The sequence below is a fragment of the Kribbella kalugense genome, from assembly GCF_004365875.1.
Taxonomy (GTDB): domain Bacteria; phylum Actinomycetota; class Actinomycetes; order Propionibacteriales; family Kribbellaceae; genus Kribbella; species Kribbella kalugense.
In genome coordinates this window covers 1,782,481-1,805,877 of sequence record NZ_SODF01000002.1, presented here as the reverse complement: position 1 = coordinate 1,805,877, position 23,397 = coordinate 1,782,481, and the positions used below count along the sequence as shown (strand labels likewise).

The 23,397-nt window shown below is 67.6% G+C and carries 18 protein-coding genes; 9 read left to right on the top strand and 9 right to left on the bottom strand.

Annotated features, from left to right (window positions below):
- Positions 1-33 precede the first annotated feature (33 nt).
- Positions 34-1,476, top strand: a complete 1,443-nt coding sequence (locus EV650_RS26555) for a DUF7059 domain-containing protein (RefSeq protein WP_238174466.1) — start codon at positions 34-36, stop codon at positions 1,474-1,476.
- Here the strand turns inward: EV650_RS26555 and EV650_RS26550 are convergent.
- Positions 1,470-3,032 carry a GGDEF domain-containing protein gene (locus tag EV650_RS26550; protein WP_238174465.1) on the bottom strand — a complete coding sequence of 521 codons (1,563 nt, stop codon included), beginning with the start codon at positions 3,030-3,032 and terminating at the stop codon, positions 1,470-1,472. The two genes, EV650_RS26555 and EV650_RS26550, sit on opposite strands and share 7 nt — an antisense overlap.
- 19 nt (positions 3,033-3,051) lie before the next feature.
- Entirely contained in the window at positions 3,052-4,629 is a 1,578-nt protein-coding gene (locus EV650_RS26545; protein ID WP_134121709.1) for a GGDEF domain-containing protein, read from the bottom strand.
- A gap of 203 nt (positions 4,630-4,832) precedes the next feature.
- Between EV650_RS26545 and EV650_RS26540 the strand changes: the two genes are divergently transcribed.
- Positions 4,833-5,651, top strand: coding sequence for a TIGR03619 family F420-dependent LLM class oxidoreductase (locus EV650_RS26540; RefSeq protein ID WP_134121708.1), 819 nt, complete (start codon positions 4,833-4,835; stop codon positions 5,649-5,651).
- 11 nt (positions 5,652-5,662) lie between these two features.
- Here the strand turns inward: EV650_RS26540 and EV650_RS26535 are convergent, their stop codons facing one another.
- The 7 genes from EV650_RS26535 to EV650_RS26505 form a co-directional block, all read right to left on the bottom strand.
- A complete protein-coding gene (locus EV650_RS26535; RefSeq protein ID WP_134121707.1) occupies positions 5,663-6,967 on the bottom strand; it encodes a cytochrome P450 in 1,305 nt (434 codons plus the stop codon).
- A gap of 318 nt (positions 6,968-7,285) precedes the next feature.
- A complete protein-coding gene (locus tag EV650_RS26530; protein ID WP_134121706.1) occupies positions 7,286-8,080 on the bottom strand; it encodes a DUF2785 domain-containing protein in 795 nt (264 codons plus the stop codon).
- Between the two features lie 176 nt (positions 8,081-8,256).
- Positions 8,257-9,021 (bottom strand): hypothetical protein, encoded by a 765-nt coding sequence (locus tag EV650_RS26525; protein WP_134121705.1) that lies wholly within the window; start codon positions 9,019-9,021, stop codon positions 8,257-8,259.
- Between the two features lies 1 nt (position 9,022).
- Positions 9,023-10,015: an ABC transporter ATP-binding protein gene (locus EV650_RS26520; RefSeq protein ID WP_134121704.1), complete on the bottom strand. Its 993-nt coding sequence runs from the start codon at positions 10,013-10,015 to the stop codon at positions 9,023-9,025.
- A 270-nt stretch (positions 10,016-10,285) separates the two neighbouring features.
- On the bottom strand, positions 10,286-11,488 hold the full coding sequence (locus tag EV650_RS26515) for a DUF4142 domain-containing protein (RefSeq protein ID WP_134121703.1): 1,203 nt from the start codon (positions 11,486-11,488) through the stop codon (positions 10,286-10,288).
- A 126-nt stretch (positions 11,489-11,614) separates the two neighbouring features.
- Positions 11,615-13,918, bottom strand: coding sequence for a sodium-translocating pyrophosphatase (locus tag EV650_RS26510; protein WP_134121702.1), 2,304 nt, complete (start codon positions 13,916-13,918; stop codon positions 11,615-11,617).
- A gap of 225 nt (positions 13,919-14,143) precedes the next feature.
- Entirely contained in the window at positions 14,144-14,503 is a 360-nt protein-coding gene (locus EV650_RS26505) for an STAS domain-containing protein (RefSeq protein ID WP_439648802.1), read from the bottom strand.
- A 176-nt stretch (positions 14,504-14,679) separates the two neighbouring features.
- Here EV650_RS26505 and EV650_RS26500 point away from each other — a divergent pair, with 176 nt between their 5' ends.
- From EV650_RS26500 to EV650_RS26470, 7 genes are all read left to right on the top strand, one after another.
- The gene (locus tag EV650_RS26500; protein WP_134121701.1) at positions 14,680-16,989 is read left to right on the top strand and encodes a DEAD/DEAH box helicase; all 2,310 of its coding nucleotides are present in this window, start codon (positions 14,680-14,682) and stop codon (positions 16,987-16,989) included.
- A gap of 36 nt (positions 16,990-17,025) precedes the next feature.
- Entirely contained in the window at positions 17,026-17,427 is a 402-nt protein-coding gene (locus EV650_RS26495) for a hypothetical protein (RefSeq protein ID WP_134121700.1), read from the top strand.
- Between the two features lie 316 nt (positions 17,428-17,743).
- Positions 17,744-18,511, top strand: coding sequence for a ricin-type beta-trefoil lectin domain protein (locus EV650_RS26490; RefSeq protein WP_166678276.1), 768 nt, complete (start codon positions 17,744-17,746; stop codon positions 18,509-18,511).
- Between the two features lie 578 nt (positions 18,512-19,089).
- Positions 19,090-20,520, top strand: coding sequence for an extracellular solute-binding protein (locus tag EV650_RS26485; RefSeq protein ID WP_134121698.1), 1,431 nt, complete (start codon positions 19,090-19,092; stop codon positions 20,518-20,520).
- On the top strand, positions 20,520-21,446 hold the full coding sequence (locus EV650_RS26480) for a carbohydrate ABC transporter permease (RefSeq protein ID WP_134121697.1): 927 nt from the start codon (positions 20,520-20,522) through the stop codon (positions 21,444-21,446). Before EV650_RS26485 ends, EV650_RS26480 begins: the two co-directional genes overlap by 1 nt.
- Positions 21,443-22,264 carry a carbohydrate ABC transporter permease gene (locus tag EV650_RS26475; RefSeq protein ID WP_134121696.1) on the top strand — a complete coding sequence of 274 codons (822 nt, stop codon included), beginning with the start codon at positions 21,443-21,445 and terminating at the stop codon, positions 22,262-22,264. The genes EV650_RS26480 and EV650_RS26475 overlap by 4 nt, the downstream gene beginning before the upstream one ends.
- Positions 22,264-23,370 carry an ABC transporter ATP-binding protein gene (locus EV650_RS26470; RefSeq protein ID WP_134121695.1) on the top strand — a complete coding sequence of 369 codons (1,107 nt, stop codon included), beginning with the start codon at positions 22,264-22,266 and terminating at the stop codon, positions 23,368-23,370. The genes EV650_RS26475 and EV650_RS26470 overlap by 1 nt, the downstream gene beginning before the upstream one ends.
- Positions 23,371-23,397 lie beyond the last annotated feature (27 nt).

The following is a 23,397-nucleotide window of genomic DNA, read 5'->3' as shown; positions in this document are numbered from 1 at the left end:
AGCTCAGTGGGCAAGGGATGCGAGGATGTGCGCGTGACGCAGTTGACAGGGTACGACGTGGATCGGTTGCGGGAGGCGTTCGCGGCCGCGGGGTACACCGTGGATGGGGTGGCGGAGCGGCTCGGCTCGCAGGCGAACGGGGCGCTGGCTCGGAATGAGACCGCTCCGGCGGTACGGCGGACCGGATCCGGGGACGCGCTCGACACCATGATCCGGCTGTTCCTGCTGCAGCGGACCGTCCCGGAAGAGCTTGTTAGCAAGGCGTTTCCGGGGGTTGATCTGGTTGCTCTGGGCATCATCGCGACCTCAGGAGGCCAAGCGAGGGCGATCCTCGACCTGCGGCCGTTTGCGGAGGATGGGCAGGAGTGGTGGGTGGTTGCCGACCTCACCCCGGGGCTCGACGGGCGGCGGGAGCCGATGCGGGCGGACTACGTGCTCGGTATCGCGCCGGCCAGTCTCAGCCTGATTCACCTCACTGTCCCGATCAAGGCCGAGCGTGCGCTCGACATCGGGACCGGATGCGGCATCCAGTCGCTGCACCTCGCCGACCGCGTCAACCAACTCGTCGCCACCGACGTCAACCCGCGTGCCCTCCAACTCGCAAAAGCGACGGCCGCCCTCAACCGCATCGACCTAGACATCCGCGATGGCAGCCTCTACGAGCCGGTCAGCGGCGAGCGCTTCGACCTGATCGTCAGCAACCCGCCGTACGTCATCTCCCCACCAGACGGCGACCTGACCTACCGCGAGACCCACTTCACCGGCGACGCCGTAGTCGAGCAGCTCGTAAAACAAGCGCCGACCCACCTGACCGACGGCGGCTGGTGCCAACTACTCGCCAACTGGACCTGCGTCCGCGGCCAGGACTGGCAGGACCGCATCGCCACCTGGACAGGCGATCGGTCCGCCTGGGCAGTCCAGCGTGAGCAGCTCGACCCCTCTGAGTACGTCGAACTCTGGCTACGCGACGCCGGCCTCCACGGCACACCGCAGTACACAATCCGGTACGACGAGTGGATGCGCTACCTCGACGATCAGGATGTCGAGGCGATCGGCATGGGCTGGATCACCCTCCACAACGTCGCAGGCACCCTCGACGCCGAGTCCTGGCCGTACGAGATCGAGCGTCCGATCGGTCCGCACGTCCTGCACCGGTTCGAACGCCTGGAAGGCCTACCGGCCGACCTGACCGCCATGCACCTGCAGGTCGCCGACGACGTCATCCAAGAGACCACAGGTCAGCCAGGCGCCGAGGACCCGGCCACCATCGTCCTGCGAAGGCAACGCGGGATGCGCCGGGCCGAGCAGGTCGACACTGTGCTCGCCGGCTTCGTCGGCGCCTGCGACGGCGAGCTGAGCACCGGCCAGATCCTCGCGGCCCTCGCCGACCTGATGGACCGCCCGCTGGTCGACGTACTCACCGAATACCTGCCGCAGGTCAGACGCCTTGTCATAGAAGGCTTTCTCGACTACTGAGCCCGGCGTCGGCGCTTCTCGGCGTACATCTGCCGGTCCGCCTCGGTCAGCAGGTCGCTGACCGCCGTACCGTCAGTACTACTCGCCTGCCCAACACTCAGCCGCAGCATCGCGAACCAAGGCGCCTCCGCCCGCGCAGCCTCTCGATCCGCGGCAGCTCTGATCCGCTCGACCAGCTCCGGCGCACCCCGCTCGTCCGGGTTGTCCAGTACGACGACGAATTCGTCACCGCCCGCCCGTGCCACCACGTCCTCCGCGCGACACTGCTCGGTCAGCAGCTGCCCGACACGTCGCAGTACCTCATCCCCGCGCGCATGCCCGTAGCTGTCGTTGACCACCTTCAGGTTGTCCACGTCGAGCGCGATCACCGCAACCGATCGACCAGACGCGTGCGCCACCGACATGCGCTCGTCCAGAGCACGCCGATTACCCACACCGGTCAGCGGATCCTCCCGAGCCGCCCGCCACTCGGCATCGTGCCGGATCGAGAGCTCATGGTTGGCCAGCGCGCTCCGTACGGCGTACAGCCCGCGCAACCGCTCCGCCCACCAGCCTCTGCTGATCGCCCGCGCATACTGCAGCCCGGTCGCCGCACCGGCGTCCCCGGACTCAGCCACGATCTGTACGGCGGTGTGCCGGATCAGCGCCTCCACCGGCGGATCCGACGTCGGCGGCAGGTCACTCGCCGACCGGTCCGCGGCCTCCATCGCGTCGGCGATCCGCCCGAGCGAGAGGTACGCCTTTGCCAGGTACGCGCCAGCGATCGCCGCCAGCTCGAGATCACCCAGCTTCGCGAGCTGGTCCCGGCAGTCCTTCAGGATCACCGCCGCCTCGGCTGCGTCCCCGTCGTCGTTGCTCGCCGCCAGCCACATCCGCCCGGCCATCGGCCAGTACCCGAGCAGATCGGCCGCAAGAATCACCTCGACCGCCTCACCTGCCCACCGATGCGCGGACCGCCGGCGCTCCTGGATCTCTGCGTCGTACGTCGTGTCGCCGAGACGCTCGAGCTCGTGCGCCCACCGCAGATTCGACTCGGCCAGGTTCAGCCGGTTGATCGCCGGCGCCTCGAGCAGGCCGAGCGGATCGTGATCGCCTTCGGCGGCCAGCTCGAAGTGCGGGATGCACAGCTCGTACAGCCGGAGCAGGTCGTATGCGTACCCCAGTCCGGTGTGCGCCCAGCCGGCCAGCCCGAGATCGCGAGTCCGGGACAGCGCGTTCTCCGCGGCGACCAGGTCGGCGACCGAGTCACCGCCCTCGCCGGTGCGGATCAGCGTAACGATCCGGATCGCGATCGCGTTGGCTTCCCAGCCCGGCTCGTCGATCGCGCGGGCGACCCGGATACAGCCGTCGACGGCGTCCAGCGCCTCGATCGAGTCGGCGCCGTGATGCGCCGCGACGGCCCGCACAAACTCGGCCGCGGCACGCTCAGGGCTCGGCTCCGGACCCAGCTCGACCAGCAGCGCGTTGATCTCGAGCGCAGCCTCGGCCGGACTGCCCGACTGCGCTCGTGTCATCGCCGCCGCGATCCGCGCCGTCACCCCCGCCGTCTCGCGCACCACTTCTCCCCTACCTGCCTCACGCTCCGGTGGCGCCCATCAGTTTCTTGCGGCGCTTGTCCTGGTAAAGACGCCGGTCCGCCTGGGCGACCAACTGCTCGACCCCGAGCCCTTCGGCGGTCGCGGCGTACCCGAGACTCAGCCCGAGCCGGCGCAGCCACGGCTTCTCCGTCGTGGCTGCGATCGCCTCGACCGCGACCCGGATCCGCTCGGCCAGCTGGGCGCCGCCCTTGGCGTCGGGCTGGTCGAGGACCACGAAGAACTCGTCGCCACCCGATCGAACCACGGCGTCGGTGGCTCGCGCCTGTTCTACCAGGAGATTTGCCACAACCTGCAGCAATTCGTCCCCACAGGCGTGCCCGAACGTGTCGTTGACGATCTTGAGGTCGTCTACATCGATGGCGAGCAACGTGACTGCACGCCCCGAGTCGCGGGCCGCGGTCAGCCGCTCGTCCAGGGCGCGGCGATTGCCGACGCCGGTCAGCGGATCCTGACGGGCCGCATGCCATTCGGCGTCGTGCCTGGCCGGCAGATCGTGGACGGCAAGCGCATGCCGTACGGCGTTCAGCGCGCGCTGCCGCTCCTTCCACCAGCCGCGGGCGACCGAACGCGCATACGCCAAGCCTGCAACGGCTCCCGGCGTACCGTCGGCTGCCCCGATCTCCGAACGGGTCTGCAGGACCAGAACGTGAGTCGATGGGTCGGCCAACGGGATCAGGTCGTCGGCGGCCCGGTCCGCGGCGGCCTTGGCCTCGTCGGTCTTCCCCTGCGCCTGCAGGGCCCGGGCCAGGTAGGCGCCCGCGAGCGCGAGCCGCTCGGTCTCGCCGAGCTTGCTGATCTCGTCCCTGAGCTCGGTCAGATCGGCGACCGCCTTGCCCGGATTGGCAGCGGTCGCGGCGGCCGCGATCCACAGCCGGGCGCTGAGTCGCCAGAACTCCTGGCTCTCGTCGTCGACCAGCACCCGCTCGGCCTCCCGCGACCAGTACGCCGCCGACGCGAAGCGCTCCTCGATCTCCCTTGTATACAAAGGATCGCCGAGCCGCTCGAGTTCGTGCGCCCAGCGCAGGTACGTCTCGGCGAGGTTCAGCCGGTCGATCGCCTCGGACTCGGCCAGCTCGAACACATCGTTGTGGAGCGTGGAGGCGAGCTCGTAATGCGGAATGCACAGTTCGAAAAGCCGTAGGACGTCGTACGCGTAGCCGAGTCCGGTGTGTGCCCAGGCGGTCAGCCCTGGATCCCTGGTCCGGCTCAGCGCCGCCTCGGCCGCGACCAGATCGTTGACCGTGTCGCCACCGCGGCCGCTGCGGGCCAGGTTGATGATGCGGATCGGGAGCGCGTTCGCCTCCCAGCCGGGCTCGTCGATCGCGCGGGCGACCTCGATACAGGCATCGACCGCGCGCAGGGCTTCGTCGGCGTCGCTGGCATGGTGCGCCGTGACACCACGCACGTACTCCGCGGCCGCCAACCGGTAACTCGGCACGCCACCGAGCTCGACCCTGATCGCCTCGATCTCGGCCGCCGCACTCGCATGCCCACCCGATTGAGCGGCGGTCATCGCGGCGGCGATCCGGTCGGTCAGCGCGTCACCCGTCGCCATCTCGCCACTACCCATACCCGCCGGCGGCCTTCCCTGATCCGTCACCCGCACTTCGGGCCGGACCGCCCATTGTGACCACCCACCCCCACTCCTGTCACGACCCGAACCGGCCATCGACCACCTAGTGCCACAACGAGACTACTGTCGAGAACGACCAGTTCCGTTTTGCCTTGCCCCCAAGGGCAGAGTTCTAGGGTGGCGGGATGAAGTTCGCCGTGAGCTACAGCACGCCCTTTCAGGGCATGGATCCGGACAAACTGGTCAGCTACGCACAGCACGCGGAGGCCTGTGGATACGAGGGTTTCTACGTCCCCGAGCACGTGGCGCTCTACCCCGGCGCCACCTTCGGCGGCTTCGAACTGCCGCCCACGTTGCCGTACGCCGATCCGCTCGACCTGCTCGCGTTCGTCGCGGCCGCGACCGAGCGGATCCTCTTGGGTACGGCGGTGTTGCTGCTGCCGTATCACCATCCGGTCGTGCTGGCGAAGCGTCTCGCGACGATCGACGGACTCTCGAAGGGCCGGATGCGCCTGCTGACCGTGGGGCTGGGAAACCTCCCGGGTGAGGCGGAGGCGATCGGCGTCGACTTCGCAACGCGTGGCCGTCGTACCGACGAGGCGATCGACGTACTGCGGCTGCTGTGGTCGGGTGGCGCGGACGGGGTGAGCCATTCCGGCGAGTTCTTCGCCTTCAAGGACCTGTGTAGCTTCCCGCAGCCGCTCGCGCCCCTCCCGATCCACATCGGCGGCTCCAGCCGAGCCGCAGCCCGCCGGGCCGGCCTACGCGGTGACGGCTACTTTCCCGGCGGCGCGTTGACTCCGGCCGAGCGCGCGACCCAGTGGGACCTCGTCCGCAAGACCGCCGGCCGAGACGACCTCGAGTACACCCGCTGGGCCTCGACCGACCTCACTCCCCAAGCAGTAGCGGCGTACGAGGCCGAAGGCGTGACCCGCTTGGTCGTCAACCCACCAACCCTGGACGACCTCTCAGCCTTCGCAGACCGGCTCAACCTCCTAGGCTGACCGGTGCCTCGTCAGCCGGCTACCTGTTCGGCGGCGGTGGCGTGGAGGCGGACGGGGAGGGTTTCTACGCCGTACACGATGGAGAAGTCGCGGAAGCGGAGCTGGTCCTCCGGGATGGCGAGCGACAGGTCCGGGAAGCGGTGGGCGAGGGCTGTGAAGGCGGCGCGGAGCTCCATCCGGGCCAGCTCGGCGCCGACGCAGCGGTGCATGCCGTGGCCGAAGGCGAGATGCGCGGACGACACGGTACGACGGGGGTAGAAGTCCTCAGCGTCCTGGCCGAAGACCTGCTTGTCCCGGTCCGCCCCGGACAACGACACCGCGACCAGATCGCCCTTCTTCACCTGGTGACCGAACAGCTCCTGGTCGTGCCGGGCGAACCGCGGGAACGCGACCTGTACGACGGTCAGGTACCGCAGCAGCTCCTCGACGATCACGTCGACCGCGCCCGGCTCGTTCCGGATCCGTTCGAAGTTCTCCGGGTCGCGCAGCAGCACCAGCGTGCCGAGCGCGAGCATGCTCGCCGACGTCTCGTACCCGCCCAGGAACACGCCGTCCGCGAGTCCACCGAGCTCGACGTCGTCCAGGTCGTCACCCTGCTCGCGGATGATCGAGCCGATCAGCCCGTCGCCCGGGTTCGCCCGCTGCTTGCGGACGATCTCGAACAGGAAGTCCCGCGACTCCGACGCCGACCCGAACACCCCGATGCCGCCACCGGACAGGTCGAACCGAGCCGGGCCTAGCGCGCGGAACCGATCCCGGTCGGACTCTTCGACGCCGAGCAGGTCGGCGATCAGCAGGAACGGCACGTTGAAGGCGAAGTCGGCCACGATGTCCGCGACCGGTCCCTTCGCCTCCATCAGGTCCAGCTGGTCGTTGACGATCTTCTCGATCGCCGGCTCCAGCCGGGCCAGCCGGCGCTTGGTGAACTCGGGGGTGAGCAGCTTGCGCAGCCGGGTGTGGTCCGGCGGATCGGTGAACCCGAGCCCGCCGATGCCCTCGGACGGCTTGTTCGGGTCGGAGCCGACCAGCGGCCGGATGTCGTTGCTGAAGTTGGTGGTGTCGGCCAGCACGGCCTTCGCCTCGGCGTGACCGCTGACCACCCAGACGTTCAGCCCGAACAGATGAGCCAGCTTGTGCACCGGCTCGGTCTCCCGGACCTGTGCCAGCTCCGGCACCGGGTCGAGGCCCTGCCTGCGCAGCGGCATCGAAACCTGGCTGGGGAACATCCGCATCTTCGACAGGTCGAGACCACCCTTCCGGGTGGTCCTGCTGAGAATGCGGTTGCCGACCCATCTCTTCAGGTATGTCGCAACCATGACTTTCCTCGCGCCCTCTCTAGAACCCGCTGCCCCCGACGGCTTGTGACTCAAAGCTAACCTCGCCAGGGACCAGATCTGATGGTGTTGGCACTACTCAGGTAGTGGCGTTGGCACCACCATGGGAGGGGGCCATGGCCTGCCAGCAGAGACCTTGTCACGGACGGGGGCTCTACTGCCACCTGGAACCACCTGTACTCCGCCCTGGACCGCGACGTGCCGTTTCTCGGGGAGGATTCAGGGAAAGTCGAGACGAAAGTCGGATGCGCCGTACCCCGCCAGGTAGTTGCCTTGAGCCTCCGGACCGCCACCGGAACGTCAGAGATAGTACGGCGTGACGATCCGGAACACGTCGGCCAGCTTTGTCTTTACCTGCTCGCTTCGCGGAATCCGGGTGAGCAATTTCTCATCTCCCACCCGCAGACCGTGGTCTGCCAGCACGTAGAGCACCCGCAACGTCCGCAGCGTGTTCGTCACCTCGGGCGTGATCCCTTCGACCGGTGGGTTCGACAACGCCCGCAGCGCCGGGTCCAGCCAGCTGGTCGCGTCGGAGTCGGTCAGGTCGTCGCGAGTGAGTGTGGCCGCCAGCGCGTACCCGAGCCGGTCGTCCTCCATGTCCCGCAGTACGTACGACGTCGGCGTCAGCAGCCGCCCGATCCCGAGCCGGAGCATCTGGACCGGCTCCACGGCCGGGTGCAGCCCGAGTGTCCCGAGCAGGTCCGCACCATGTGCGACCGCGTGCAGCCAACCGAGCTTCTCGTCGTACCCGCGCAGGTCCTCCTCGGCGACGTACCAGCGCTCGAACGGCGGCACCCAGCTCGGCTCGAAGACGCCGGCGGTCACGATCGAGTCCAGGATCAACGGCGCGAACGTCCGCGCCTGGAGCTCTGGGTCGCCGAACCGCGGCACCATCTGGTCGCCCAGTGCCCGCAACTGCTCCGTCGACAGCACTCCACGCCCGATCCAGGTCGCGAGCACGGCGTACGCCTGCCGGTCCCGCACCACCGGATCCGGTGAGCGCAGCATGCCCACCAGCTCGGCCACCAGCTCGTCCAGCGATCGATCGGAAGGGACCGCGTAGTCCGTGTCGCGCACCTGCGCCCAGTCGGTCATGCGCGGCACCGTAGACGGTCGTCGGGCCAACTCGCCACCCTTTGTGGACAGGAGAACGGCCCGTGGTCCATCCGGTCTCCCAGATGCACCACGGGCCGTCGCGGCCAGGACCCCTCAGCCCGACCGGGCTCCCTGCCCCGGCCAGGGCCCCTCAACTCCGGCCGGGGTGGTTCTTGTCAGGCGTCGCGCTTGCTCGCACTCACCAGGGCGATCGTCATCAGCGCGGCCGCCCAGCCGGCGAAGTACAGCAGTGCCCACCAGGGGCTGAGGGCGAAGTCGGTGCCGCCCGCGCCCTGGCCGGCCAGACCGAAGTCCTGGCCCTGGTTCAGGAACGAGCTGCCGTTCGCGAACGGCGCCCACCTGGCCAGGTCGTCGCCGACCTTGGGGATCAGGTTGACCAGGTTCTCGACCAGCAGCGGCCAGAGGATCAGGATCGCGATCGCACCGGCGCTCTGCCGGATCAGGATGCCGACGGCCACCGCGAACACCGCGGAGATCGCGAACACCAGGCCCTGACCGGCCAGCAGCCGCCACTCGGCCGCCGTGTTGATCGACAGGTCCGCGTTGCTCGCGAACAGGCTGCCGACACCCCACGCGCCGAACGAGGCGATCAGGCCGATGAGGCCGGACAGGAAGGCCACCACCGCGGTCTTGCCGAGCAGCAGCGCGGCCCGCTGCGGAACGGCCTGGAAGCTGGTCCGGATGGTGCCGAACCGGTACTCCGTCGTGACGGCCAGCGCGGCCATCACCATCATCACCATCTGGCTGAGCTGTGCGCCCGGCTGGGTGATGAAGATCGTCGCGTTCTGCTCGTCGGCGCCCTTGAGGAAGCCGGTCGTCAGCGCCGCCAACCCGACGGTCAGCACGGCCGCGACGATCATGCACCACCACGGCGAGCGGGTGGAGAAGAGCTTGATCCGCTCGACTGTGATCACCGACATGTCAGTTGTCCTCCTTCGGACCCGCGGCCACCTCGGTGCCCGACGGCGCGTCGAGCTGGGTCACGGCAGCGATCTCGTCCTGTGCGTGGTACTCGACCGAGTCACCGGTCATCTGCATGAACGCCTGCTCCAGCGATCCACGCTGCAGCGTCAGCTCGTGCAGCACGATGCCGTGGGCGGCGGCCGCCTCGCCGACCTGGTCGGTGCGCACGTCGCCGTCGACGAACAGGACCTTGCCCTCGTCCTCGACGTCCTCGATCCGGGTGACCAGCTGCTGCCCGTTCAGTACGCCGGCCAGCTGGTCGAGCTGCGGGGTCCGCACCTTGACCGTCGTACCGCTGGCGCGGTCGACGAACTCCTGGGTGGTGCTCTGCATGATCAGCTTGCCGCGGCCGATGACGACCAGGTCCTCGGCCGTCAGCGCCATCTCGGACAGCAGGTGGCTGGAGACCAGCACGGTCCGGCCCTCGTCGGCCAGCCGGTGCATGAAGGTCCGGATCCAGACGATGCCCTCCGGGTCGAGACCGTTGACCGGCTCGTCGAACAGCAGCACCTCCGGGTCGCCGAGCAGCGCGCCGGCGATGCCGAGCCGCTGGGACATACCCAGCGAGAAGGCACCGGCCCGCTTGTTCGCGACCGCCGACAGGCCGACCATCTCCAGGGCCTTGTCGACCGAGTCCTTCGGCAGCTTGTTGGACGCGGCCATCCAGGCCAGGTGGGCGCGGGCGGACCGGTTCGGGTGCACCCACTTGGCGTCCAGCAGCGCGCCGACCTTGGTCAGCGGCCGCTTCAGGTCGCGGTAGCGCTGTCCGTCGATGGTGACTTCGCCGGACGTCGGGGTGTCGAGCCCGAGGATCATCCGCATGGTGGTCGACTTGCCGGCCCCGTTCGGGCCGAGGAAGCCGGTCACCTTGCCGGGTTTCACCTCGAAAGACAGGTTGTCAACGGCAACGGTTGCGCCGTATCGCTTGGTGAGGCCCTTTGCCTCGATCATCGCCGTACTCCTCGCTCGGTGGCGCACCTGGTAGTGGACTGTGTAGCAATCAGTATCGAGGTCGCCGGGGCTCAGATCATCGGACCCGGGGCGGATCCGGTGTGTCCACCCGTGGGTTGATTCTGCCGTCCGGACGGAACCACCTGCTATCGGTTAACGCCCTGACCACGACCCCGAGCCTCCCCTAGAAACGGGTCCCGGCGCATCAGCCGAAAGTCGACAGCCTGCCGTACTTCGGTCGGCAACAGGTGGAAGTGACTACCAAACGGTTCAGAACACCGGGACGCCGTACAGCACCAGGTTGTGGGTGTACTGGTGCGCCTTGTGGTCGTACGCGCCGGTGCAGGTGACCAGCACCAGTCGTGGCTTCCCCGCACCCTGGAACAGATCCGTGGGCAGCGAGGTCTGCGGGTAAATGCGGCGAGCCACGATCTTGTACCGGTGCACGTCTCCGTCCCCGCCCGTCACCGCGACCTTCGCACCGACAGGTACTTCGGACAGTCCGGAGAACACTCCGAGTCCGTACCGGGCGGAGTCCACGTGGCCGGCAAGCAGCACGGTGCCACCCTTCGAACCCGGTGCGGCTCCAGCTGCCCACCAGCCCACTGTGGTCGGCGACGCAGGCACGTCCAGTTGTCCGTTGCTGCTGGTCGCCACCGGCTGTACTGACGCGTTCTTGACCCCGGGCAGCGTCACCCGGACGGGCGGAACGGCAGCCTCACGTTCCTCCGCGGAATTGCCGGCTTGCGGGACCTTTCCCTTGTCGCCGGGGTGCCCACCGAACACCATGACAAGGCCCGCCGCGAAAGCTGCGACACCAAGGAGGCGCCGCCGCATCGTCTTCTTCTTACCAACGAAAAGCAGAAGCGCTCCGATGGCGAGCAGGACCAACGCTGCCCGCGAACGCGCCTTTTGCGCGTCGGCCACCTGACCACCGTCGCCTGTGGGGACGACCGGCTTGGTGGTACTGGTACGACAGGGGCCGGCCACCATCCGCAGATCCATCTGGACCACGGGCTTGGCTCCGTCGGCCACCGACTCGACCGCGGGCGAGGCGGCCTTCGGCAGGTCGCCGTCGATCAACGTCAGGTACTGCTGGTGCTGCGCCCGCTGGAGGGCAAGCCATGCGGCGTCGTACCCAGAGGTCCCGGACTTGGCTCCGACCGCGTCGAGCTGCTTGCGCTGCGCCGGTGAAGGCAGTGTCACCAGCTTGATGCCGAAGCGAGTGGCGAGCTGGGCCTCCTGCGCACTCAGCTTGCGATGATCACGCTCGATCTGGGCGGCGACTGTTCGCACGCACGAGCTGTGGCCCTGCGACGTCGCCGCATGGGCGGCATCGATGATCGTCAGATTGAGCTCGTGGGCCGCGTTGAGGTAGTTGGCGTCCGGCGTTGCGGCGTTCGCCGGCAGCGCCGTCGCCACCAGGCCCGCCAGGGCCAGGAGCAGCAAAGCGATCGCCCGCCGGAGAGACATCGACCGAGCCACCTCCCAACGGACGCTGCGTCGTACGTCGAGGGTAAAGGTGACGGACCGTACCGGTCCATGCGAAACGGCCCGCCGGAGAGCCGGCGGGCCGTTTCGGTGAGCAACTACTGCGTACTACGCGGCTGCGTTCACCTCGGCGGGCGTGTCGGAGATGACCGACTCGCGACGCTTGGAGACGATGACCGCCGCGGCCAGGATCACCACGGCGACCAGCGCGATGATGATCCGCAGTGCGGTGTTGGTGTCGTTGCCGATCGAGGACATCCCGACGACGGCCGGAGCGATCAGCACCGAGACCAGGTTCATCACCTTGATCAGCGGGTTGATGGCCGGACCGGCGGTGTCCTTGAACGGGTCACCGACGGTGTCACCGATGACGGTGGCCTCGTGCGCGGGCGAACCCTTGCCGCCGTGGTTACCGTCCTCGACGAGCTTCTTGGCGTTGTCCCAGGCTCCACCGGAGTTGGCCAGGAAGACCGCCATCAGCGTGCCTGCACCGATCGCACCGGCCAGGTAGCCGGCCAGCGCCGCGGCACCGAGGCCGAAGCCGACGGCGATCGGCGCGGTCAGGGCGAGCAGACCCGGCGTGGCCAGCTCCCGCAGCGAGTCGCGGGTGCAGATGTCGACGACCTTGCCGTACTCCGGCTTGCCGGTGCCCTCCATGATCCCGGGGATGTCGCGGAACTGGCGACGTACCTCGTAGACCACCGCACCGGCGGCGCGGCCGACGGCGTTGATGGCGAGACCGGAGAACATGAACACCACGGCCGCACCGAGGATGATGCCGACCAGGGTGCCCGGGTTGAACACCAGCGCGTCCGCCTCGAACTTGGCGTAGTTGTTGCCCAGCGAGGTTCGGATCGAGTCGGTGTAGGAACCGAACAGCGCCGTCGCGGCCAGTACGGCGGTCGCGATCGCGATGCCCTTGGTGATGGCCTTGGTGGTGTTGCCGACGGCGTCCAGCTCGGTCAGGATCTGGGCCGCCTCGCCGTCCACGTCACCGGACATCTCGGCGATGCCCTGCGCATTGTCGGAGACCGGACCGAAGGTGTCCATCGCCACGATCACGCCGACAGTGGTGAGCAGACCACAACCGGCCAGCGCGATCGCGAACAGCGCGACCACACCGGAACCACCGACCAGGAAGGCGCCGTACACAGCAGCGGCGATCACCACAGCGGTGTAGACGGCGGACTCGAAGCCGACCGAGATACCGGACAGGATCACGGTGGCGGCGCCGGTCAGCGAGGTCTTGCCGACGTCCTGGACCGGCTTGTCCTCGGTGCCGGTGTAGTAACCGGTCAGGGCCAGGATGATCGCGGCCAGCACGATGCCGATGATCACCGAGACAGTGGCGATCAGCCGCGGGTCGCCGTCGTACGCGGCGATCGTGTCGGTCGCGCCGGTCAGGTCCTTGAAGCTGCTCGGCAGGTAGACGAACGCCGCCACCGTGCACAGGATCGCCGAGATCAGGGCGGAGATGTAGAACGCCCGGTTGATCGTGCGGAGGCCGTTCTCGCCGGTCCGCGGGCGGGTCAGGAAGACGCCGACGACCGCGGTGAGCGCGCCGATGGCCGGCACGATCAGCGGGAAGATCAGGCCCTGCTCGCCGAACGCGGCCTTGCCCAGGATCAGCGAGGCCACCAGCATCACGGCGTACGACTCGAACAGGTCGGCCGCCATACCGGCGCAGTCACCGACGTTGTCGCCGACGTTGTCGGCGATCGTCGCGGCGTTCCGCGGGTCGTCCTCGGGGATGTTCTGCTCGACCTTGCCGACCAGGTCGGCGCCGACGTCGGCAGCCTTGGTGAAGATACCGCCGCCGACCCGCATGAACATGGCGAGCATCGCGGCACCGAAACCGAAGCCCTCGAGCACGGTCGGGGCGTCACTCTTGAACAGCAGCACGACGAGCGCGGCGCCGAACAGGCCGAAGCCGACCGTCGTCATGCCGACGGTGCCACCGGTGCGGAACGCGACCCGCATAGCCGGCTCGCGACCCCGGTCACGGGCCGCGGCAGCGACCCGGACGTTGGCCCGCGTCGCCAGCCACATGCCCAGGTAGCCGATCAGAGCGGAGAAGCCCGCACCGACCAGGAAGAACACGGAGCGGAAGATCTTCAGCGTCGTCTCGTTACCGCCGTCGGTGTGAGCCGGCAGCAGGAACAGCAACAGGAACGCGACCACGGCGAAGATCGACAATGTCCGGAACTGCCGGCTCAGAAATGCCGAAGCGCCTTCCTGGACCGCAGCGGCGATCGTCTTCATGTTCTCGGTGCCATCGTTCGCGGCAAGCACCTGGCCACGGAAGACCATCGCAATGGCGACCGCGAGGATCGCGATCACCCCGACGACGATCACCAGTGTGGTGTTGCTCGACGAAAGATCCACCGCTTGTGGCACAAGCCGTGCGGACATCCGTCCTCCTTGTAGGCAACCCATCCAGGCTTGACGGCCCCCGTCTGCCGCAACCGAAGGGTTGGGGAAATACGACACCGCGCCAACGGGCTGGCGCGGTGGGCTACTCTAACGGGTTCCCGACCAGACCTGACGACAGGGTGGTCTACGCCATACTCCGGTGTCTGAGCAAGCAGCTCACTCTTCGTAGCAGGGTGGACACCTTTTCGCTTGGGCCGGCTCCGGTCAGATCGCCGAGTCGATGTCCGGATGGATGTCGAAGACCTTGTTCAGGCCGGTGATCCGGAACAACTTCAGCAGCCGTTCCCGGGTGCAGACCAGAGACAGTGATCCGTCGTGGCTACGCACTCGTTTGAGTCCGCCGATCAGTGCCCCGAGGCCGGTGGAGTCCAGGAACTCCACGCGTTCCAGGTCGAGCACGAGGTCGTAGACACCCTCGTCGACCAACGCGGCGATCTTGTCGCCGAGCTGCGGTGCGGTCTCGACATCGATCTCCCCGGTCGCCTCGATGACGGTCCGCCCGCCCTCGGCGCGCGCGGTCAGCGACAGACTCACTTCGGCCTCCGATCCCGTGAACTGCTGCATTCAACCATGTACGGACCGTGAGTGAGACCCGCTACCGAAAACTCTTTCATCTCGTCCGACCGAAGTCGATTCCCGTCCGGAAAAAGCCGCGTGCATCAGACCGTGCACGCGACTCGTGCATTCTCAGCTCGTTCTCAGCGGGACTCACTGTCCGTGGCTCGCACTAGGCTCGGCGTATGCGTGCAGGTGGTGAGGCCGAGGCTGTCCTGAAGCGCCTCGCCGCCGGTCGCGACGAGCGGTTGACGCATGTCGAATCCGTGCCGCCGCGACTGGGACAAACGTGCGATTGGCCGCGCTGGGTCCCCGACGAAGTGCTCGGCCAATTGCACGACGCCGGGATCACCGCGCCTTGGACGCATCAGGTCGCGACGGCCGAAGCGGCGTACGGAGGGAAGCATGTCGTCGTCGCAACCGGGACAGCATCGGGCAAGTCGCTCGGCTACCTGCTGCCGGCCTTTGCCACGTTGAGCATCGCGCAGGCCGCGTCACCGCATCGACGGACCGCCTCCTTGTTGTACCTGTCGCCGACCAAGGCTCTGGCCCACGACCAGCTCCGCGCGGTCTCGTCGTACACCGTGCCTGGTCTGCGCGCGACGACGCTGGACGGGGACTCGGAGCGCAGCGAACGCGACTGGGCCCGCGATCATGCGACGTACGTGCTCAGCAACCCGGACATGCTGCACCGGTCGGTCCTGCCGAATCACCAACGCTGGGCACGCTTTCTGGGCTGCCTGCAGTACGTCGTGGTCGACGAGTGTCACCACTACCGCGGTGTGTTCGGTGCGCATGTCGCCGGCGTGCTGCGGCGGCTGCGGCGCGTCTGCGCGCAGTACGGCGCTCATCCGATCTTCATCTGTGCTTCGGCCACGGTTGCGGAGCCGGCTGTGTCCGGTGAACGCCTGACCGGTCTGCCGATGGTGGAGGTGGTCGAGGACGGCTCTCCGCGCGGTGGCATCTCCTTCGGTCTCTGGGAGCCGCCACTGACCTCTCTGCATGGTGAGAACGGCGCTCCGGTACGACGTTCTGCCACGGCCGAAGTGGCCGACTTGCTGACCGATCTGGTCGTCTCAGGTGTCCGGACTGTCGCGTTCGTCCGCTCGCGACGCGGTGCGGAGTCGGTTGCGATGACAGCCCGGGAGAACCTGGCCGAGGTCGACCCGACTCTGATCGACCAGGTGTCGGCGTACCGGGCCGGCTATCTGCCCGAGGAACGTCGACGGCTCGAGGGGATGCTGCAGAGCGGTGAGCTGACCGGCGTTGCCGCCACCAACGCCCTCGAGTTGGGCATCGACATCGCCGGACTGGACGCAGTACTGCTGTCTGGTTGGCCTGGCACGCGCGCATCGCTGTGGCAGCAGGCCGGGCGCGCAGGTCGAGCAGGTGGGGATGCGCTCGCGTTGCTGATCGCGCGCGACGATCCGCTTGACACCTATCTGGTCCGTCACCCACGCGCCATCTTCGGCCGGCCGGTCGAGGCGACGGTGTTCAACCCGGAGAACCCTTATGTGCTCGGACCGCAGCTGTGCGCGGCCGCGCAGGAGATCCCGCTGACTGCCGACGACTTCGACATCTTCGGCAGTACGACATCGTCGGTGATCGCTCAATTGGTCCGGCAAGGGCTGCTGCGGGAGCGGCCGCATGGATGGTTCTGGACGCGGCGGGAGCGGGCCGTGGATGCAATCGACATCCGGTCGGCCGGCGGGAAGACCGTTCAGATCGTCGAGGACCAGACAGGTCGGTTGCTCGGCACGGTCGACGGCGGGTCGGCGCATGCTTCAGTCCACGAGGGCGCTGTCTATGTGCACGCCGGCGAGTCCTACCTGGTGCGGACGCTGGACCTCGAGGAGCACGCTGCCGTGGTCGAGCCAGCCTCGCCGGACTACACGACGTTCGCGCGGGACGTGACGGAGATCAGCATCCTGGCGACCGAGGAGACGTGCGCCTGGGGTACGGCGGAGTTGTCGCGCGGCTGGGTCCAGGTGACCAGCCAAGTCATCTCGTACCAGCGCAAGCTGATCGCGACCGGCGACGTACTCGACGAGCAACCGCTCAACCTGCCCGAGCGCACTCTGCGGACCAAGGCGGTCTGGTGGACGATGCCCGACACCGTGGTCGCCGGACTCGGGCTGGCCGACATACCCGGAGCGGCGCATGCCGCCGAGCACGCGTCGATCGGACTACTGCCACTCTTCGCCACCTGCGACCGCTGGGACATCGGTGGAGTGTCCACAGCCCGGCACGCCGACACCGGCTGCCTCACCGTCTTCGTGTACGACGGCCATCCGGGCGGGGCTGGATTCGCCGAACACGGGTACGCCGCTGCGCGTGAGTGGTTGACCGCGACACGTGAGGCGATTGCACACTGTGAATGCACGGATGGATGCCCGTCGTGCGTACAGTCACCCAAGTGTGGGAACCAGAACAACCCACTCGACAAAAGCGGCGCAGTGGCGCTGCTCTCCGCATTACTGAGCAGTGAGGCCTGAAGGGCCGGTCCAGCGCCGGCGGAAAGGCAGCTTGCCATGGCCGTCCTCGGAATTGTCCTGATCGCTCTCGCGCTGTTGTTCGGCCTGGGTGTTTCGGTGTCGTCGACCGCGTCCACCAAGCTCGAGGTGTTCGGAGTCGACTTCGGCGTCTCGGTGCCGACTGTGTTCTTCCTGGGCGCCCTAGCGGGTGCGGCCCTCGTGGTCGGCCTGTGGCTGCTGAAGAAGGGACTCGGCCGCGGCTACCGCCGGCGCAAGGAGATGCGCGAGCTGCGCGCCCAGGCGACGACCACCACGCCGAGTAACACTGTCGGCGGGGAGATCACGGAAAGTGACACCCCTGCGGCCATCGAGACCCGCGACGACAGCCCCTCCGACGAGCGGCTGGCGACCGAGCAGGAGCTCGCGCCGGATCCCAGTGACACCAAACAGCCGCACTGACCACTCTGTTGCCTACGGCATCAACTAACCCAGCAATCGCCCGGAATATCGCTGGATTGCCGTAACATCTCGAACAGCTCACAGCGGTCGCACGGCGACCCGGCAGCCGGATTTCGATGCCTTGCGCAACGAGATTCGGCTGGCAGTTAGTTGCCATTGGCATCAAGTTTCGGGACATCGGCATAACCCCCTCGGTCGGACCTGTGCCTTACTGGTTGTGGCGTCAACGTCGCGCTGAGTCACTGCCGGCATACCGGCGCGCCACGGGGTCCCGACGACCTGACGCTGTGAGATGGCACGACCTCTGGAGGTTGTCTTGATCATCCGAAAGCTGTTCAGCCGTACCGGCGTGGTGGTGCTCGCAGTCAGCGTCGCACTCGCCACCGCCGTACCGGCCCAGGCCGCGAACCCCGTCTCCGGTGGCTCGACGGCGCCAGGCGTTTCGATCGGCGTGGCCCAACAGATCGCCACCCGTTCCGACACGCGCTACTGCCTGACGTTCGTCACGGCCGACAAGGTCCCGATGGCGGTCATGATGGCGTGCGCTCCGGGCAAGGAGGGCAAGACCCAGGAGTGGATCTACACCGAGTCCGGCCAGCTGCAGGTCGCGATGAGCAAGAGCGTCGGTGGCGCCCTTGCTACGACCGGAGCCTGCCTGGACAGCGGTGCGGACCTGGCGAAGGTACCCACCGCCGCGCCGCTGCTGGTGCTGCCCTGCCGTGACGGCAGCGGGCAGAAGTGGAGCTACGACAAGGGCGCGGGCACGTTCGTGAACGCCGCCAGCGGCCTCGCCCTGACATCGCTGCTTGGCAAGGGGAAGGCCAAGCAGGCGCAACCGACCGGCAGCATGAACGCTGCCGGCACGCCGATCCAGGCCTGGGCCGGACTCCCGGTGCCGAGCCTGGACATCCTGGGTGCGGTGCTGGCCCTCGTGAACGCGCTGCTGGCATCGCTGGGCCTGGCCCTGCCGCTGCCGATCGCGGGCGCGGCAGCCAGCCTGTTGTCGCTGCTGCAGCCACAGCTGCCGATCCCGGCCCAGATGACGACTCTGCCGAAGCAGATGATGCAGCTGGCGCAGAGCTGACCTAGGAGGTTCCAGCCAGACAGACGGCCGGCCCCGACATTGTCGGGGCCGGCCGTTTTCTCTCCTTCGGTTCGACTGGGCATTCAGTTGTGTCTGGTGAGTCGACCATCGGCCGATCGGTGCTCGGGGATGACTTCGGTCTCCCCGCTGCTTGCGCGTCAGCGGGAGGCCTGCGTCGTCGTCACCGTTCGTGCGTCTGGTCCCTAGCCGTCACCAGGCGGCCACGGTCACCACCAGCACCAGTGGTGGCAGTGACCAAGCAGGTCGTCGAGAAGGCAAGCAACTCCGTGGAGCAGTCCCATGTCATTCACCTCCGATCCAGTGAACCGGTCGGCAAGACAGTAGCCCGATGCTCACGGTCTGTATCTACTCAACTACCGGTTGCCACATAACCTTGAGCATCCTTTAACTCTTCCGCAATGCGTGCGGCGGGATCCCGGCTTGACAGTTCACGGTTGGTTGCCTACAGCACCTGACAACGTTCGCCCTCGGGTTGGAAAAAAGTCTTCACATAGTCGCCCGAGAGTGCCAATCTTTGACCGGCACGTCTCGCTGGACCACTTTCGCTAGGAGCCCTGATGCGATCTCTCTCGCGGTTGACCACCGTCGGCGTCCTCGGCGCCGCGGCCCTCGCCCTGCTCACCGGATGCCTCGGCTCGTCCGATTCCGGCGACAGCGGCGGCCAGGACGCGAACCGCAACGCCGACGCCAAGAAGGTCGAGCTGACCATCGGCTCGAACTCGGTCAAGGGCGGTAAGAGCAGCGCCGGCGCGACCTTCCTCGAAGACGTCCTGATCCCGAAGTTCGTCGCCGACCAGAAGGGCAAGGGCGTCGACGTCACGGTCAAGTTCCAGGGCGACGGCTCCGACGACGAGGTCTACAAGCAGAAGCTGTCCCTCGACCTGTCGAACAAGTCCGGACCGGACCTGTTCCAGATCGACGGCATCTGGGTCGGCGAGTTCGCCCAGGCCGGCTACATCAAGCCGCTGACCGACACCGTCGGCGACGCCGCCAAGGTGAACGACTGGGACGGCTGGAAGCAGATCCCGGAGTCGGTCCAGGCGCTCGGCAGCTACAACGGCCAGCGGTACGGCGTCCCCGGCGGCACCGACGGCCGGGTGCTGTACTTCAACAAGAAACTGTTCCAGCAGGCCGGCCTACCCGCCGACTGGCAGCCGAAGTCGTGGGACGACATCATCTCGGCCGGTCAGGCGCTGAAGAAGCTCCCCGGCGTCACCCCGATCCAGATCAACGCCGGGACGGCGATGGGCGAGGCGACCACCATGCAGGGCATTCTGCCGCTGCTGGTCGGCACCGGCGCCACCATCAACTCCGACGGCAAGTGGCTGGGCAACACCCCGCAGCTGCGGCAGGTGCTGGACTTCTACCACCAGATCTACAGCACCGGTCTCGGCGACCCTGTGCTGCAGAAGGAGGCCAAGGGCCGGGACAAGTCGTTCGCCGAGTTCGCGGCGAACAAGATCGGCGTCCTGGGCGAGAGCGACTACTTCTGGCGCAGCGTGGTGGAGCCCAAGGAGGGTGTCGCGAAGATGGCCGACCGCGACTCTGCGGTGGGCTGGGCGCTGATCCCGGCCATGAAGCCGGGCGCGGGCGTTAAGGGCCAGGACTTCGTCTCGATGTCGGGTGGCGGCGCGACCGTGATCAACCCGAACACCAAGTTCCCCCAGCAGGCGTGGGAGCTGATGCAGTTCATGAACTCGGCCGACATGGTCAAGGAGTCGCTGGACGGCGCGGCCAAGATCACCCAGCGGTCCGACGTCAACAGCGAAGTACTGTCCGGGGACCCGATGCTGAGCTTCATCGCGGACAAGGTGCTGCCGATCACGCAGTTCCGTCCGGGGCTGGCGGAGTACCCGAAGGTCTCGGCGGCGCTCCAGCAGGCGACCGCGGACGTGGTTGCTGGTAAGAGCACCGACGCCGCCGCGACGGCGTACGAGAAGGCGGTCGAGACCGCGGCCGGTAGCAAGGACAAGGTCACCACGAACTGATGGCTTCCCCCTCCGCACCTGTCGAGGGCGTCGCACCCGCGCGGGGTCGTGGCCCCGCGCGGGATGTCGCCGGGCTCGGCGTCGGCCGGGCCTTCGGCTTCGTCGCGCCCGCGTTCCTGCTGATCGGCGCGTTCCTGATCTTCCCCGCGCTCTGGACGATCTACATCGGCATCACCAACTACCGGCTGACCGGCGTCGAGGCCGTGTCGCCGTCGGTGGTCGGGCTGTCGAACTACACGAAGGCCTTGAACGACGCGCTGTTCCACAACGCGTTGTGGCTGACACTGGTGTTCGTCCTCGGCTCGGCGATCATCGGCCAGAACATCCTCGGGTTCACGCTGGCCTGGATCATGCGGCGTACGCGTCCCGCAGTACGGCGTACCGTCGAGGCCTTCGTCCTGCTCGCCTGGATCCTGCCGTCGACCGTGGTCGCGTACCTGTGGGTCGCCTTCTACGACCGCGACGGCGGCACTTTGAATAGTTTGCTGGGTACGCAGGGGACCGCCTGGCTGATCGACTACCCGATGGCTTGCCTCGTGGTGTTCAACACCTGGCGGGGTACGGCGTTCTCGATGATGCTCTACTCGTCGGCGCTGCAGGCCGTCCCGCCGTCGCAGCTCGAGTCCGCCCGCATGTTCGGCGCATCGGGCTGGCAGACGCTGCGGGATGTGGTGTTCCCGCACATCCGCGGACACGTGCTGACGAACACGCTGCTGATCTCGCTGTGGACGGCGAACGACTTCTCGCCGTTCCTGCTGACCAAGGGCGGACCGAACCACGAGTCCGAGACGGTGCCGGTCTACATCTACAACGTCGCGCTGCAGGGCGGTGAGCTCGGGTACTCGTCGGCGATCTCGTTCCTGCTGCTGATCGCGAACCTCCTGGTCTCATTGGTCTACTTGCGGCTGCTTCGGAGGCGTTCATGACGCCAGGGTTCGTTCTGCGCCGGATCGGCTTCTACGTGCTGATCTGCGCGATCACGCTGTTCTTCGCCGTACCCATGCTGTGGATCGCGTCGGCGCCATTCGACTCGTCGCCGGGTCTCGGTGTGCACTGGCCGGACTGGACGCTGGAGAACTTCCGGAAGACGCTCGAGCATCCCTATGCGATGCACTCGATGGTCAACTCGCTGCTGATCTGCGTGACGACGGCAGTGGCGGTGACCTTGTTCGCGGCGTTGGCGTCGTACGCCTTGTCGCGGGTACGGATCCCGGGCCGGGACGCCTTGCTGTACGGGCTCCTCCTGCTGTCGTCGGTGGTAACCGGGACGGCCGCGATGGTGCCGATCTTCGTGATGATGTTCCAGCTCGGCCTGATCGACTCCCGGTTCGGGGTCGCGCTGGTGATGACCGGCGGGTTGCTGCCGGCGGCAATCTTCATCCTGAAGGACTTCGTCGACGCGGTGCCGAAATCGTACGAGGAGTCGGCGCGGGTCTTCGGCGCGTCCACGGGCCAGATCCTGCGCGACGTCGTACTCCCGGTCGCACGGCCCGGGCTGGCGACCATCATGGTCTGGGCGTTCGTCAACTCCTGGGGCAACTTCCTGGTGCCCTTCCTGCTTCTCCGGTCGATCGACAAGCAACCCGGTGCGGTGCTGATGCAGACCCTCACCGACGAAGGCGGCAGCGTGAACCTGCAGGTGCTGCCGGTGTTCTCGCTGCTGTTCTCGATCCCGGTCGTCGTGCTGTATCTGTTGGTGAACTCGCGCTACGGGTTCCGCTTCCATGGAGGGATCAAGAGCTGATGGCGGGCATCGACATCGAAGGCCTGGCGACCGTCTACCCGAACGGCGTACGCGCTGTCGACGGGCTGGACCTGCACGTCGCCGACGGCGAGTTCTTCGCCCTGCTCGGCCCTTCCGGCTGCGGCAAGACCACACTCCTCCGGACGATCGCCGGCCTGGAACCCGCGACCGAGGGCACCGTCCGCATCGACGCGGCCGACGTAACCCGGACCGAGCCGGGCAAGCGCGGCGTCGCGATGGTCTTCCAGGACTACGCGCTGTTCCCCCACATGAACGTGTCCGAGAACATCACCTACCCACTGAAGGTACGCCGGGTTGCCATGGCTACTCGTACGGCGACAGCGGAGCGGACCGCGGGTGAGCTGTCTCTGCAGGGATTGCTGGAGCGCAAGCCCGCCCAGTTGTCGGGTGGTCAGCAGCAACGGGTCGCTCTGGCGCGTGCGATCGCCTCCCAGGGCAAGGTGCTCCTACTCGACGAGCCCTTGTCGAACCTCGACGCGCGACTGCGGCTGGAGGCACGCACGTTCCTCAAGAAACTCCAGCGCGACCTGGGCATCACCACCGTCTTCGTCACCCACGACCAGGCAGAGGCCCTCGCACTGGCCGACCGCATCGCGGTAATGGAGTCCGGCAAACTCCGCCAACTCGGCTCGCCCCGCGAGGTCTTCGCGCGCCCAGCCAACACCTTCGTCGCCAACTTCATCGGCTCCACCCCCATGAACCTCCTCCCCGGCACAGTCGCCGCGGCGACTGGCGAGGTCGGGGCAGTCTCGGTGGCGGGCGGTTCGTTGCCTGCTACAACCGTTTCCGTTCCCGCCGACGCCGAGGTGACGGTCGGCATCCGACCCGAGTACCTCACTGTCGCCTCGGGTGATGTCACCGGGCCTGCCCTCCGCGGCGTTGTCGTCGTCGCCGAGAACCTCGGCACCCAGTCGCTGGTCACCGTCGACTGCGACGGCACCCTCGTCGGCGTCACCGTCCCCGAAGAAACCGAGCCCTCCCCCGGCACCGCAGTCGTCCTCACCGCCCCCGCCTCCCGAGTCCTCCTCTACGACCGCGACTCCGGCGAACTCCTAGCCCGCCAACCCACCCCAGTCGCCTCATGACGCTCACCCCGACCCACCACCACTCGT

What these genes read in the sequence shown, in the direction of transcription:
- EV650_RS26545 (WP_134121709.1), bottom strand. Translation starts at nt 4,629, where the DNA reads ATGGCGACGGGTGACGCGCTGACCGACCGGATCGCCGCCGCGATGACC.
- EV650_RS26540 (WP_134121708.1), top strand. Translation starts at nt 4,833, where the DNA reads ATGAAGTTCGCCGTGAGCTACAGCACGCCCTTTCAGGGCATGGATCCG.
- EV650_RS26535 (WP_134121707.1), bottom strand. Translation starts at nt 6,967, where the DNA reads ATGGTTGCGACATACCTGAAGAGATGGGTCGGCAACCGCATTCTCAGC.
- EV650_RS26530 (WP_134121706.1), bottom strand. Translation starts at nt 8,080, where the DNA reads ATGACCGACTGGGCGCAGGTGCGCGACACGGACTACGCGGTCCCTTCC.
- EV650_RS26525 (WP_134121705.1), bottom strand. Translation starts at nt 9,021, where the DNA reads ATGTCGGTGATCACAGTCGAGCGGATCAAGCTCTTCTCCACCCGCTCG.
- EV650_RS26520 (WP_134121704.1), bottom strand. Translation starts at nt 10,015, where the DNA reads ATGATCGAGGCAAAGGGCCTCACCAAGCGATACGGCGCAACCGTTGCC.
- EV650_RS26515 (WP_134121703.1), bottom strand. Translation starts at nt 11,488, where the DNA reads ATGTCTCTCCGGCGGGCGATCGCTTTGCTGCTCCTGGCCCTGGCGGGC.
- EV650_RS26510 (WP_134121702.1), bottom strand. Translation starts at nt 13,918, where the DNA reads ATGTCCGCACGGCTTGTGCCACAAGCGGTGGATCTTTCGTCGAGCAAC.
- EV650_RS26505 (WP_439648802.1), bottom strand. Translation starts at nt 14,503, where the DNA reads ATGCAGCAGTTCACGGGATCGGAGGCCGAAGTGAGTCTGTCGCTGACC.
- EV650_RS26500 (WP_134121701.1), top strand. Translation starts at nt 14,680, where the DNA reads ATGCGTGCAGGTGGTGAGGCCGAGGCTGTCCTGAAGCGCCTCGCCGCC.
- EV650_RS26495 (WP_134121700.1), top strand. Translation starts at nt 17,026, where the DNA reads ATGGCCGTCCTCGGAATTGTCCTGATCGCTCTCGCGCTGTTGTTCGGC.
- EV650_RS26485 (WP_134121698.1), top strand. Translation starts at nt 19,090, where the DNA reads ATGCGATCTCTCTCGCGGTTGACCACCGTCGGCGTCCTCGGCGCCGCG.
- EV650_RS26480 (WP_134121697.1), top strand. Translation starts at nt 20,520, where the DNA reads ATGGCTTCCCCCTCCGCACCTGTCGAGGGCGTCGCACCCGCGCGGGGT.
- EV650_RS26475 (WP_134121696.1), top strand. Translation starts at nt 21,443, where the DNA reads ATGACGCCAGGGTTCGTTCTGCGCCGGATCGGCTTCTACGTGCTGATC.
- EV650_RS26470 (WP_134121695.1), top strand. Translation starts at nt 22,264, where the DNA reads ATGGCGGGCATCGACATCGAAGGCCTGGCGACCGTCTACCCGAACGGC.